Origin of the sequence: Paenibacillus oryzisoli, assembly GCF_050467285.1 — a bacterium.
GTDB classification, from domain to species: Bacteria; Bacillota; Bacilli; order Paenibacillales; family NBRC-103111; genus Paenibacillus_E; species Paenibacillus_E oryzisoli_A.
The window spans coordinates 924,712-939,610 of the sequence record NZ_JBCMUN010000001.1; the positions used below are offsets into that span (position 1 = coordinate 924,712).

At 49.5% G+C, this 14,899-nt stretch carries 4 protein-coding genes; all 4 read left to right on the top strand.

What is annotated here, in order from left to right:
- The first annotated feature begins 159 nt into the window (after positions 1 to 159).
- The 4 genes from ABE504_RS03670 (at position 160) to ABE504_RS03685 (ending at position 14,893) form a co-directional block, all read left to right on the top strand.
- Positions 160 to 8,061: an S-layer homology domain-containing protein gene (locus ABE504_RS03670; protein ID WP_430084605.1), complete on the top strand. Its 7,902-nt coding sequence runs from the start codon at positions 160 to 162 to the stop codon at positions 8,059 to 8,061.
- 216 nt (positions 8,062 to 8,277) lie between these two features.
- On the top strand, positions 8,278 to 9,081 hold the full coding sequence (locus ABE504_RS03675) for a heparin lyase I family protein (protein WP_430084608.1): 804 nt from the start codon (positions 8,278 to 8,280) through the stop codon (positions 9,079 to 9,081).
- A gap of 98 nt (positions 9,082 to 9,179) precedes the next feature.
- On the top strand, positions 9,180 to 13,313 hold the full coding sequence (locus ABE504_RS03680; RefSeq protein WP_430084611.1) for an S-layer homology domain-containing protein: 4,134 nt from the start codon (positions 9,180 to 9,182) through the stop codon (positions 13,311 to 13,313).
- Between the two features lie 194 nt (positions 13,314 to 13,507).
- Entirely contained in the window at positions 13,508 to 14,893 is a 1,386-nt protein-coding gene (locus ABE504_RS03685; RefSeq protein WP_430084614.1) for an alpha-glucosidase/alpha-galactosidase, read from the top strand.
- The last annotated feature ends 6 nt before the right edge of the window (positions 14,894 to 14,899 follow it).

Sequence of the window (14,899 nt, forward strand, 5' to 3'; positions counted from 1 at the left end):
CGTAAATTTCTGCATACGCATGACAGAATAATCGTCTTATGATAAGAACGCTCTCTGTTTGCAAGCGCATACAGCTTTCCATAGGAAAGGAGGAAGGAGTGAATAGCAAGCTAAGAGCAAGAATTTAGCAGCTTTTAATAGCTTATAAGGAGGCTTACAATGAATAGGCATAAGGCTCTAAATAAATTAGTAAGCTTAATCTTGGCATTTTTACTTGTTATTTCGCTTATGAGTCAGTCCTTCGCTTTGGCATCGAATGTTTATGCAGCGCCGGAGGAAAGCCTGGGGATTCTCGACATCCAAGTGAACAAGCCGGTAAAGGCAGTCGTTGATCTTGAGCTTGCAACGATTGATATTTCATTGCCCTACGGCACTTTGTACCAAATGTTGAATGTAACAACAAATCCAGGTGCTTCTGCGACACTTTACAGAAGCGACGAAACATCGGCGATCTCTTTTGCTGCCAGCGGTATTAACAAAGGCGATGCCAAAATGGATCAATTCTCATCAAACGGAACGACGTTGTTTTATTTGAAAGTAACCGATAAGAATAACAGCAGCAACAGTCGAAAATATACCATAACGGTTACTGTGGATAGTACGATTCCTCCTTTAACAAGTACCGTAGGGCCTAACAACAAGTATTCTCCGCTCAATATTCAGGCTGGTGAATCCGCCTGGGATGTGATTGGCGCATCTAAAATCGGCTATGGGAGCGGCACAGGTTCCATAGAAGGTCCGGGCAGCGCTTCCTCTTACAGCGGCAAGTCATGGACGGAATCCGTCTATGATCGTTCAGGGGACTATCCTGCGGCTTCTACAGTTCCAGAATCCTGGCTGGGCGACAACATGTATTTGCAGACCATCGGCAAAAATGATGAGCAAGCGCTTGCCGAATACGGGATTGCTAATGTTCCAGGCACGGAAAAACTCAATTCCGATATTTTGCGGTATCACGAATTTTTACCTTTTACTACCCCGGACGGTGTGAGCCGGGATGACGGCGATCGCGGGGCAGTGAATAGCGACCGTCAGAGGCTGGAGATTAAAACGAACACCAGCGCATCCAATAGTGATGCCAATAGCGTGGGCGGCGAAATTATGACCCATCACTGGAGATTGATGCTCCCGTCGGAGACTCTAAAGTTCCAGCAGGATACGGCTCATTATCAAGCTGGCGATTTTATTAATCCCCATCGGTTCTGGCATATCTTCCAGTTGAAAGATGCTGCTGGCAACGCAAATGGGCAGCCGGTGACCACACTTACACTGGTCTCAAGCGACGGCAAGGGCCAACTTGAATTCAGAAATAATCCGGATGGCGACTATGCCGACAGAATTAAGCCTTTGTTTACGATTCCATTAGATAAGGTCGTTGACCGCTGGATCGATATCGAAGTAACAATTCTAACCGCAGATAAGGGTTACGTCTATGGGAAGGTTGTTGATCTGGCGTCAAATGAGGTGCTTTTCGATGGCGGTATGACAGCCGAAACTTATAGACGCCCCCAAGTGGAAAATCCGATTACTGGCAGAAAGGAAAGAGTTGATTTGCCTGCTGAAGCAGGTCAGCAAAACCGTTCCAAATGGGGACTTTACCGGGGAATGTACAACGGCGCAGGGGATGCAGATTATGCAGATGAATTCCAGGCTGCAACCATGTATCTTGCTGATGTGTACTTAATCAAGAGGGATGATAACAGCTATATTTTCCCTGATGGCTGGAATCCTAATGTACAGGACAAGGATGTTGTTGCATGGGCAAGGCCGCAAGAAATAACGGCTTCCAAGGGCACTGCATTTAATGGTTTAGCTCTTCCTGCGCAGCTCGATGTCACCATGAGCACGGGGAAAACAGAAAAAGTGAACGTAACATGGAACTCAGCGGGCTACAATCCAGACAGCATGGGCACCTATACGATTGAAGGCGCATTTAACGGCGCGGGTTTTACGAATACCCAGGGGATTAAGCCTTACATTACGGTTAGTCTTTCGGATTATAAGAACTGGGCGGCAACCCCAGGGGCTGCAATCAAGGTTGTCTCTGAGAGCGGGGGCAGCAGAGGCTTACTTATCGATGATAATTCATCCACCGTTTGGCAGGCAAACAGCTCTTTAACCAAAACACCTGCTAATCAATCAGGTTATCAATACTGGGCGGCTGTTCAACTGGAGAAGCAGATCGATGTTAGTAAAATTCAGATCGAATGGAGCAGCAATAGCAGTTATTTGAAGAATTACCAAGTGTATGCTACCAATAATGCGGCAGCTTATGCCGAACTTGTTGGGGGAGGGACTGTGAACGAGACTTCGAGTGCAACGAGAAAACCGCTTCAAACCGCAAATGGAGCTTCCTGGATTCCGATCCCTGGAGCGGGGAAAGCGACAGCTCTCTCTAATAACGAAAAGGCTGATATCACTTTGGCTGAGCCGGTAGCCGCTCAATATTTACTGCTTTTATCGGATGTCACCCTATCGGATACGGCAGGCTCAATCAAATCCAATGAATTCAGAATTTTCGGTGAACCTTCTGGATCAAAAGACCCGGATATTCCTACAGCGACAGGCTCTGTCAACCTGTTGGATCCATCTCGGTTTACACCGCAAGCGGGTGTTAATCTCAAGGTAAGCTCGGAAACTTCAGATCATCCGGGTGTCGACGCTTTACGTTCAGAGGGCAGCGGTTATTGGCGTAATTCAAGCTCCAATACTTATATGAGCAACTATTCTCCATCTTCACTGGCCATAACCCTTGATCTAGGCGAGCCTAAAACGATTGACAAGCTGCATCTTGAAATACCCAACACCATTCCGAATATTCAAAACAATGCCTCAAGATTTGAGGTCTATTACTCCAATGATCCCAATTCTTGGGCAAGTGCGCCCACGCCTTCGGATTCGGCGGGCAATTACGACTGGAAGGCACATGGCTGGTCGCTCGCCGGAGGTACGGAGACGGAAGGCTTGTGGTCTTATGTCACTTACGACGGGCAGCGCTGGGGTTACGATAACAAGACGTTCCTGTATCCATTTACAGCCCGGTATGTGATGGTAAACACGGTGCTGGTTGGCCCACGAGATAATCGAATGGATGATAATAGTTCGATGATGGGGCTATCCGGCTTGGCCATTTACGGCAAAATTCCGGTAACGAACGTGACTGCGCTGGTACCCGCTAAGGATACCTACAGCACATGGGATCAGGTCGCGTCTAAATCTACGAGCATAAGTCTTGCTAACGGGCAGACGCTCACGAGCATAACTAAAGGCGCTACTACGCTTCGTCCGAATGTGGATTACACGTTATCGGGTGGCAACACGGTTACATTTACACTCCCGTACCTTGCCAAGCTGCCCCTGGGCACAAATGAGATTACGTTTAATTTCAACAACGGTGACCCGTCCATCTATGCCTTGGATGTAACAGCCCGAGGTTATGGTGCAAACGACAAGACGATCAAGATGAACGCTATCGAAGGTGTATCGCCTTATAACGTTTTGGGCGGTGCCATGGGTACCGACGAATCGGTAGAAGGCGTGACCAAGCGGATCAGAGACGCTTATCACGAATATTACGGTGACCAACCTCGAGCGACTGCGGCCGACGACCATGTTCAGAGCGTGTGGGACAGCATCCTGCAAAAAAATGTGTTCAAGGTGTTTGAATACGGCAGAGGTGTGAATAATGAATTCGCGGATAAGGTTCGCGATGGGGAGTACGGCCACAAAGGTGTTTTTGACTGGAATTTAGGCTATGTGGTTGACGGCGCAGCGATCAATGACAGACAGAGGGTTGAAATTCGCCCAAGCGAAGATTCGACCCAGGATTTTACCGCCTACGAAGGAGATCTGGTGAACTACGCATGGATGTGGAACATTCCGGACGGCAACCAGTGGAATCAGTCAAACTTCAGACATATCTTCCAGTTGAAGGCGACGAATGCCCAGGAAGCGAATACGTTACCGGGCGGCAACACCAGCGATGAGAATGGCGCTTATATTCTCGCGATGTCGATTTCCGGAACGACCTCCAGGAATCTTGTTGTAAATCATAACCGATTCGATGGTGATAAGAACCTGCTGACCATTCCATTAAAGGAAATCGACGGCCATTGGATTAAAGTGGAACTGAATGCACTCATTTCAGATACCGGATGGCTGACGATTAAGATCACGGATACAGTTACCGGCAAAGTATACACCTACGACAGCCCGGATGTGTATCAAGTGTATACGAACTCGGGCGCAACTGACGGAGTAAAGGACTTATGGAGAAGACCGCAAAAAAGCACTACTTTTGAGTCTGAGTATCCGGCTACTTTCGATCAATATGAGCGTCCAAAGTGGGGCATCTATCGCAGCTCCAATGGCGGCAACAACTCTGCCTATGACGCTGAGCTTCAGCTTTCCGACATCACCATAAGCAAGGTGGCGACAGGTGTTTCCGCCGTAAACCTTGCACTGAATAAAAACGCGTATAACATAGGCCCTACAACAGACGCTAACGCGATCCAGCTGGAATCTGCGGGGGCGAATGTATACGGTAATGCAAATAAACTGACGAATGGTGTACTGCAAGACCCGACCAAGTGGCCAGTAACCAACGTTACCAGTTTGAGCCAAATTGGCAATTATTCATGGCTGGGCACGGATGGTGCGAGAAAAGGCAGTTTCGTCATCGATCTTGGCCAGGCCATGGATTTTAGCCAAATCAGACTGTTTGCACAATCCACCCGGTTAAAAGGCGCAACCGTCTATATATCCGAGGATGCGGGAGACCATGCTTCGGCGGCTGAGTTTGATGCCATGACCTTTACCCAAGTGGATAAACGCACGGAAGACGGCTACACGTTTGCGACAGGCAATACGAATGGTGGCACCGATTCAGCGGATAGCTCCTACCCGATTGATCTTGGCAAGACGTATCATGCCAGATATATCAAAGTAACGGTAGAGAACGCATCCGGCGGCAATACAGGCGCAGATCTTACAGGGCCCCCGCGCCTTACACAAGTTCAAGTGTTTAATGCGCCGACTTCTCCGCAGAATCTTAAGGTTGAAACCAGCGGTTCAACAAAAATGGTAAGCTGGGACGCCAATCCTGCAAGCGAGGGTTTTACAGTTTATAATGGCACAGCAGTGCTTGCTGATGTGCTGGCAGCCACAACTAGTTATACGTTGCCGAGTAATGTGACCGATTTGACGCAAATCGCCGTAAGATCGAAGGGAACCGATCCGTATTCGCGCAAGTTTATGATTTCGGCGCCGTCCTTACTGGTCGATGTGCAAGCTCAACCGGACAATAGCCCGAAACTGCTCAACTTGAAGGTGGATGGTATGGATATCCCGGGATTCTCGCCGGATGAGACCAGTTACACATACGATCTGAATTCATCTATGTCCACGTTGCCGGCTGTTACAGCGGAAGCGGCGCAAGGTTTCACTGTGAAAGAAATCGTGTATCCTGCTAATTACAAGTTGGATCCGGTTACGATCTCGGTTGTGAGTAACAGTGATGTGAATATCCAAAAAACGTATACCGTGTTATTTGTTTTGCCTGGCGGGGAGCCATTGACGTTCCCGCTACAGAATAATCCATATACGAAGAATTCATCCATTTCATTATCGGGCGCCAGCGGTGCCGGCTCCCAGGCGGAATGGCCTGCAAGTGTGACGGGATATGCGCAGCTGAACGGGACTACAGCGGTAGGCGATGATGTGACATTCACGTTGAGTGACATCCCGGCAGGCACATATAAGGTGCTCTTTGGCTACAAAACCAACAATAATCGTGCAACTATGCAGTTATCCGTCGACGGTGCGAACCAAGGCAATCCGGTAGACGAGTATGCAACCGCACAGTCCTACCCGATTCAGGATCTTGGTCAGATCGCATTTGAATCAGCTGGAGACCATGCGTTCAAATTTACGATGATGGGGGCGACTGGCAGCGGTCGAACCGCTACGTTCTCCTTTATTCAACTTGTGCCGTTGGATAGTGAGGAGCAACCGATTTTTGTAGAATCATTAACACTGAACAAGGGCACCTTGACCATAAACCAAGGCGCATCCGAGCAATTAGTAGCAACTGTATTGCCGGTTAATGCAACGAATAAGGCGGTAGCCTGGACATCAAGCAATCCTGCTGTTGCAACTGTTGATGAGAACGGCTTAGTTACAGGCGTAGGGGCAGGTCAAGCGGCGATCTCCGCAACAATCGGCAGATTTACCAATGTGAGTGCAGTTACAGTTATTGCTTCAGAAGTCCCTGTTATTGTGAGCATTGCACCGATTAACATCATAACCAAGACAGGAACGGCGCCTGAATTGCCGTCAGTCGTCACTGCGGTTTACAGCGATAACTCAGTACAACAACTGGCTGTAGTATGGGATACCATCGACGAATCCCAATATGCATCCGCAGGTACATTTCACGTATCGGGAACGGTGGCGGGTACTTCCTTGAAGGCAAAAGCAACGGTTGCGGTCACAGAATCAGGTACGGCCGAACCGCCTGTATGGCCAAGTCAATCCAGCTTGACTGTTTCAGCTGTGGGAGAAAGAACGGCGACGTTGCAATGGACCGCTGCTGAAGCAAGCAGAGGCATAGCTGGCTATACGATTTATAGCGTAGTTGGGGCCGTATATAAGGAATATGCTTCGGCGGGAAATGTTCTCGCGTATCCGTTGACAGGTTTGACACCAGACACCTTGTATACATTTGCTATCCAGGCCGTTGACGCAGATGGATTCCGAAGTGTTTACGGACCGAAGGTCGGTTTCAAAACACAGTCTGTCGATTCATCGTCCCCTTCCAATCCAGCACCGATAGGAACAAGCCCAGGCAGCACAACACCGCCTACTCCGGGGTCAACCAGCCACAATGGCAATATCGATCTTGAGAAGGACACGAAAGTAACGAAAGAAACAAAGGCTGATGGAGAAACAGTAACCCATGTCGTTGTCGATGCGGATAAGCTGGAGAGCGCCCTGGCTAATCCGATCGTGAAGATCGATGTGAAGGGCGACGATTCCACTGTGAACGTGGGGCTGCCGGGCAATGCTATCCGGAATGTTGGCAATCAAAGCCACACAGTTATTCAGATTCAAGCGAATGGCGTGAACTACGAATTGCCAGTTAGCTTGTTTACGAATATTCCCAAAGATTCAACTGTAAGTATCACGATTTCGAAAGTATCTGGTAAAACGGGAGATGACGTTGGCGCAGCGGTGGATGGCTTGAACGCCAAACAAATCATTTCGAACCCGATCGCCTTTACGGTCTCGGTCAATGGGGCAGAAATGACAGACTTTGGTGGCGCATATGTCGACCGTACGATACGTTTGGGTACTATGACCGTTGACCCGAGCAAGATTACTGCAGTTTGGGTCGATGCGAACAACAAGGTACACTTTGTTCCGTCACTCATCACAACGAACAACGGGATTTCCGAAATTACGATTCGTTCGCCGCACAACAGTACGTACACCGTCATCCAATCCAATCAATCGTTTACTGATTTGCAAGGTCATTGGGCGAAAGCGGATGTCGAACTGTTGGCGAACAAATGGATTGTAGACGGTAAGACGGATGCCAGGTTTGCACCGGACAGCCAGGTTACAAGGGCTGAATTTACAGCGATGCTTGTTCGCTCCCTTGGACTGGTTGAAACGAAGGCAAGTGGATTCAGCGATGTACAATCGAGCGACTGGTTCGCCGAAGCTGTAGACACTGCGAAGAAAGCCGGATTAGTCGATGGTTATGAAGACGGCAGTTTTATGCCGAATACGAATATCACCCGTGAGCAGATGGTAGCGATGTTGATGCGGGCGATGAAAGTTGGCGGCAAGGAAGTCAAAGGTGACAATACGTTATTAAATGGTTTCGCCGACCGCTCGGAAATCGGTGACTGGTCGAGATCAGCCGTCTCGCAGGCGCTGGCAGCGGGTCTCATTCAAGGCGTATCGGATAACACTTTCGCAGCGAATGAGCTTGCGACGCGGGCTCAAGCAGCCACGATTCTGAAGCGTATGCTGCAATCGTTGCAGTTTATTAACTGATTCACTTCCAGACCGCCAAGCTTGCTTGGCGGTCTTTTTAGTGAGGCAAAGCATGGAATTTTTAAATAAAACACAGCAGGCCATAAAATACCACATATTCCAATTTCGCTGTTTATCGTAAGATTAATTTGTAAGCGCTTGCGGATTTTGGGGGGGAGACGTTCCGCCTATTGTGTATTTTTGTTACCATCCAACTATTCATATGGAGGGAAGATAATGAAAAAACGCTTAAAATGGATCACGCTGAGCACCACGCTTGTCTCTTCTTTTGTCATTGCAACGACGGTTTATGCTTCTACGGTGACGATTAATTCAGATGGGCCGAATACGGGATTAAGTGCTTTGGCGATATTACAGCAATATCTGGGATCTGATCCTGTTGACGGACCTACCGATTCCGGTCATTTGTATGAATCGACTTCCACGCACGTCGGCAATGTTTTGCAGATTAAGGTCGGTACAGCTTCGGATACGGCAGCTTTGGACGGCAGCAATACGGATCGCCAGCGAGTTGAAATGAAAGCCTACAAAAGCTCTCCAAGTAATGTGAAGGCAAACCAGGGGGAGACCACAACTTACAAATGGCAGTTCAGAGCTGTGAGTCCTTATCCAATGCCGCCATCAGGCAACTTTCATCATATCTTCCAATTGAAGGCGCAGGATGGAGATGATGGTGCACCGATTTTGACCTTCTCTTTGGAGGGTGGCTATCTCAAATTTCGACACAGTCCAATCGGCGCTACGATGGATCAAGTGGAGACATTAGCGCAAACGGCCTTTTCCAATATTGACGGCCAGTGGGTGGAAGCAACCGTCACCGTCAAGCATGCGGATAGCGGTTCCATCAACATGACACTGAAAAAATTGGATGGCACCGTGCTCATGTCTTACAGCGGCACCAAGGATAACTGGCGGGAGGGCGCTACCATTAACCGTCCTAAGTGGGGTATTTACCGCAAAATTTATAGCAACATGCCGGAAGCGAAAATTCAATTCGCTAACATTCAAATTATTAAGTAAAACAAGGGGTATCCAAAGGTGATCAAACGGCGTTCACATATGTGAACGCCCGTTGATCTTCACGTCACGACTTTGGAGTGGAAGGAGCAGAACTACACATGAGTGCATCAAAGCGAATCAGGAAAATCATCTCTATCGGCCTGGCATTGGCCGTTGTGCTGGAATTGGCCCCATGGCCAGGCGCAATGCTTTCGAAAGCTGCCGCAGCCACACAGCAGGATATTCTGGACACGGCTTTTATCTCAAGTCATGGCGGCAACTCGGTAACGGTGCAGGCGGATCCGAACCGATCACCTTATGAAGTTTTTGGAGAAGCGTTCGGTACAGATAACCCGGTGGAAGGCGCAACCAAAACGGCGCGTGCCATCATGGGTGAGGAAGCGGCGCGACATGTCGCTAATTATTATGATCCTGTCTTGGGCAAGGACGTATTCAAGGTGGAAGTCAACGGAAGCGATTGTCTCTCCTGTTATTTGCATAATGCGACTTACGATAGTGCGACAGGGACATGGTCCGGAGGCAATGACGACCGTCAGCGCATTGAAATCAGGCCGCCGGAGGAAAGCCGGGATCGCATCGGCCTTGAGAATGATATTACGGCGTATCATTGGAACCTCAAAATTGACAAAGATATTCCGAAGCCGGATGGCTTTTTCCATATTTTTCAGTATAAAGCCTACAATTCGCTGGGGGCAGGCGTTCAAGATTTGCCGCTTCACGATAAGGTTAACTTTCCTGATTTCTCCAGTTCAGAAGACGGAAATCCGATCCTGACTTTTACGATCTCCTCTTCGGCGAAGCAGAACCTTGAATTCCGTTACGCGGATATTGGAACGGATGCAGGTCAGGAGACGCTGGCGAGTATCCCGCTTGATAACATCAAGGACAGATGGCTCGATATTACGGTGAAAATATTAAATTCCGAGTACGGCTGGGTCACGATGCAGATGAAGGATGCGCTGACGGGCGAGGTGCTGATGGCGTATGATGATCCTGACCGGGTGCTGGACGTTTGGCGCAGACCGGAAATTAAATACAACGGCGGCACGTTCGAAGGGCCATATCCAGCGATTCCGAACATGATCAACCGCCCGAAATGGGGCATTTACCGGAAAGCGGATAAATCCAACCCGAATGTGAAGGATGCCAAAATCTATCTCTCCGATATCACGTTGTACAAAGCAGCTACCGACGTTTCATCCGTGAATTTGGCATACGGTAAGAAGGCGTACAATTTTGGCACCACATCCGGCAATACAATGCAACTGGCGAATGCGCACGCTGAGCGACTCGTTGACGGTGTTCAAACCGATCCGGTTGTGTATTCAAGCTTAACAGCCGTGCCTCAAGACAACAATTCTGCCTTGGGCGATCTTAGCTGGATCGGTACGGAGAGCTCCAAGAAGGGATCCGTTGTCGTGGATCTCGGCAAGAAGATGACCTTCAGTCAGCTCAAGCTTTTTATGAAAACAGCTAGGCTCAAAACGTTGAATATGTGGATATCGGACGATGAAACCGATCATACGGAGAGCTCGTTGAATACGATTCCATTCAGCGCAAGCCCAGTCTTTACGTACAGCGGCCCGAACAGCGGAGGCGAAGATACGGCGAATAAAACGTACACGATTGACTTAGATACAACGTACACATCCCGTTACATTAAGTTGTATTTTGAGAATGGTTCAGGCTCCAACAGTGCAGGGACAACAAATGGTGTTCCCACCTTCACCATGACGGGACCGCCACGCATTACCGAGCTCGAAATTTACAACGCCCCGCAAAAAGCGAAAAATGTTCAGGTCGCGTATACAACTGGATCGCAAGCGACGATTTCGTGGGATGATGTGCCGTCCGATCATTTTGTCATTTACGACAACGGCAAAGTATTAGTGGATAATGTACAAGGAAGCAGCTACACCTTTACGAATCTTGACCCTGGAGCCGTGTACAATTTATCTGTGCGCAACGTGTACAACGATCCTTATTCCTTTAAACCGCTGATATCGGCGGAAAGTGAAGTGCATACGCTGCAAACAGACGGCCGTCCAATTATTCCGAACCCGCCGGCTTCTGCAGCAGTAACGGCTTCTACAGATAAGACAATTAGCATCGCCTGGGAGCCTGTGTCCGATGCGCAAAGCTATCGGGTGGCACTGGTGACGGACGCTGTCGAGCGCATTGTAGCGGACGAGTATCCAGGCACCTCGTATCAGCTTAAGGATTTGTCGCCGGGTACCTCGTATCAAGTGAAAATCTATGCGATTCGAAGAGGGGCGTTATCCGCCCAAGCTGCCCAAGCTTCGGTGGTAACGGCCGGTATCCAGCACGGATCGGACAATTTGCTCTATAACAAGGAAGTCCAGTATCCGCGAGTGTGGAACGATGATACCAGCAGTTACAGCGCAAGCAAAGCGCTGGACAACAACGATGGATCGCGATGGGTCGCATTAAAAGGCTCAACCACGGCCTGGATGATGGTGGACATTGGGGCCATTACCCCGGTCAATACGCTGGAATACTACAGCTATCAGAACAAGCTGAAGAAGGTTTCGTTCTACTACGCGACAGACGGAGATGCTTTCAAGGATCCGAACAGTGCGAAATGGACGAAAATTTTAACCGATGACCGGGCAGCACAAGGGAAGTACGGCGATCCTGCCATCACGCAAATTGCCGAGAGCCTGACGCTGCCAGCGCCAATTCATGCCAGATACATCAAGTTTACGGTCGATGAAGTCGATGGCGATATTAACGTCAACGAAGTGAAGGCGTATGGTCCAATATCATTTACAGGCAATTCAACGCTTAGTGCTTCCAATACGACGGAAACGGGAACGCTGCTGAATTGGACGGGGGCGACAACCACGATTCCTGCTGAAAGCTACCATGTGTATCAAGGCGATCAGAAAATCATGACCGTGTCGTCAAATGTTTACCAGGCTCAGGTCACAGGCTTATTACCGGCGACTACATATAACTTCAGAGTCAGAGCTGTCAATGAGTCTGTCTATGGGGCTGTGTATGAAACGCTTGGCGGATTGCCGCTGCAGGTGACGACGCTTGGTGTCCCTGTAGATCCGGGTACTGGTTCAGATTCTGATCCTGACCCAGGCACAGATATCGGCTCAGGTTCCGATCCTGACCCAAGCTCCGATTCCGGCTCAACGACACCGGACTCAGAGAGCGGGCAAAACATAATTGAAGCGACACTTGTGCCCGGTGAGCAAGCTTACCTGGCTACGATTTCTCCAGCCTCCATCAGCAGCGGCAAGGCAGACAGCTCGATTCAGATTCGCTCGGAGCTGGGCACTGTAACGCTGCCAGGAAATATGTTTGCAAACGGTGAGTTAAGTACATCCAACGAAGTGAAGTTAAAACTCACGGCAGCCGACCGCACGTTGCTTTCACCTGCTGTCCGACAGCAGATCGGCGATAGACCTTTGATTGATGTCACCTTACTCGTGGACGGTAAGCAGAAGGGATTCAACGATCCGGCGGCCCCGGTTCAGATCGCGATTCCCTATAAGCCGACGGCGGAGGAGCTTAAAAATCCTGAGCATATCATGATCTGGTACGTAGACGACACAGGAAAAGCGATCCCCGTCCCAAGCGGGGAATATGATGCATCAAGCGGCAAGGTGACGTTTACAACCACCCATTTCAGCAAATATGCGGTTGGGTATGTTGTGCGAGGCTTTGGGGACTTAAAGGGCTACGATTGGGCTTCTCGTGAAATTGAAGTGCTTGCAGCCAAAGGGATCGTTCAAGGCAAATCGGATCAAAGCTTTGATCCGGGAACTGCAGTCACACGAGGAGAATTCATTACGCTGTTAATAAGGACGTTGAGCTTGTCAGCGAAAACATCGGCAAGCTTTGCCGATGTGCAGGAGTCCGATTTCTTCTATAATGAGGTACTGATTGCGAAAGCGCTCGGTATCGTGAACGGCAAGGAGGAGAATCGCTTCGCTCCGAATGAGCGCGTCACCCGTCAGGATATGATGACGATGACCGCACGGGCACTGAAACAGGCGGGCACTTTGACGGCTGCGGCTGTTCCAACTGCGCTTGCGGGCTTTACGGATCATCAGGAGATCGCCGCCTATGCCGAAGAAAGTATTGCCCAACTGCTGAACCAAAAGCTGATTCAAGGCAGCGGCAGCCAGCTGGAGCCACTGAAATCCGCTACGCGCGCTGAAGTCGCCGTCCTCGTGTATCGCATCTATAACCAGTAAACTGAAGAAGGCGCTCTTGACTGAATGTCAAGCAGCGTCTTTTTATTGTCTCTAAATAAAGTGTAAAAAATCACAACCCTGCTGAAGTTTTGCCATCCCCCAAATGAGGTTCGTTGCCTATACTGAGAGCGACAAGATGTTCAATTCGTTCAGGAGCTACACGAATAACTGGAACGATATCAAGGAGGGGCAACATGAAATTTGCGAGTGGAAAAGTCAGTGAGATTCAAATCGCTTATATCGGTGGGGGCTCGATGTACTGGGCCAAAAATTTGATTGCGGATTTAGCGCTTGACGATCAGCTGTCGGGGACAGTGCGCTTGTATGACCTCGACTATAACAAGGCATGTCACAATGAGAAATTGGGCAATTCGGTTTCTGACTACCCGGAAGCGAATGCCAAATGGCAGTATAAGGCGTATCCTACCCTGCAAGAAGCGTTGACGGGTTGCGATTTCGTCTTTATTTCTATTTTGCCGGGCACGTTTCAGGAAATGAATTCAGACGTGCATGAGCCTGAAAAATACGGCATTTACCAAGCAGTTGGAGATACGACGGGGCCGGGTGGGCTTATCCGAGCCTTGCGCACGATTCCGATGTACGTCGAATTGGCGCAAGCAATTGAACGATACTCGCCGGATGCTTGGGTGTTCAACTATACGAACCCCATGACGTTGTGCACGCGCACGCTCTACGAAGTGTTCCCGAAAATCAAAGCGTTCGGCTGCTGCCATGAGATTTTCGGTACGCAAAGCTTGCTGATCCGCATGCTGAAGGACATGGAGGGCATCGATGGGCTGCACCGCGATCAGATTAAAGTGAATGTGCTGGGGCTGAATCATTTTACCTGGATCGATCAAGCGACTTATCTCGGTACAGACCTCCTGCCGATGTACAGCGAATTTGTGGATCGCTACTATGACACAGGCTTCGAGCATAATAAAGATGCGTGGAAGACGAATCCGTACACCTCGGCCAACCGTGTGAAATTCGATCTGTTCCGGCGCTATGGCGTCATTGCAGCTGCAGGAGATCGTCATTTGGCGGAGTTCATGCCCCCTTGGTATTTAAAAAATCCGGACACGGTATACGACTGGAAATTCGGTCTTACTACCGTGCAGAGCCGGATTGAAAAGAACGCGGCTACAGCGGACTTTTACGGCAAGCTGCTGTCGGGCGAGGAGAAGCTCCCGCTGAAGGCAACCGGCGAAGAAGAGGTGCGGCAGCTGAAAGGCTTGATCGGCTTGCAGTCGTTCGTAACCAATGTCAATGTGCCGAACGTCGGACAAATGGAAGGTATTCCGCACGGCGTCGTCGTGGAGACGAATGCCGTCTTCTCGGCAAATAGCTTGCGTCCGGTTTATGCAGGCAAGCTTCCGCTTGCTGTTCATAATCAAGTGCTGCAGCATGCGATGAACCAGGAACTTATTCTCCAGGCTGCGTTGAAGAAGGACCAAGCGCTTGCGTTCCAAGCATTCGTCAGCGATCCGCTGGTAACGATCGGCGTGTCGCAGGCGGAGGAGCTATTTGACCGCATGTTGCACAATACGAAGGCCTACTTGCCAGGTTGGAAGTTGTAATGGCGG

Coding starts and splice junctions, on each gene's coding strand:
- ABE504_RS03680 (WP_430084611.1), top strand. CDS start 9,180: ATGAGTGCATCAAAGCGAATCAGGAAAATCATCTCTATCGGCCTGGCA.
- ABE504_RS03685 (WP_430084614.1), top strand. CDS start 13,508: ATGAAATTTGCGAGTGGAAAAGTCAGTGAGATTCAAATCGCTTATATC.
- ABE504_RS03670 (WP_430084605.1), top strand. CDS start 160: ATGAATAGGCATAAGGCTCTAAATAAATTAGTAAGCTTAATCTTGGCA.
- ABE504_RS03675 (WP_430084608.1), top strand. CDS start 8,278: ATGAAAAAACGCTTAAAATGGATCACGCTGAGCACCACGCTTGTCTCT.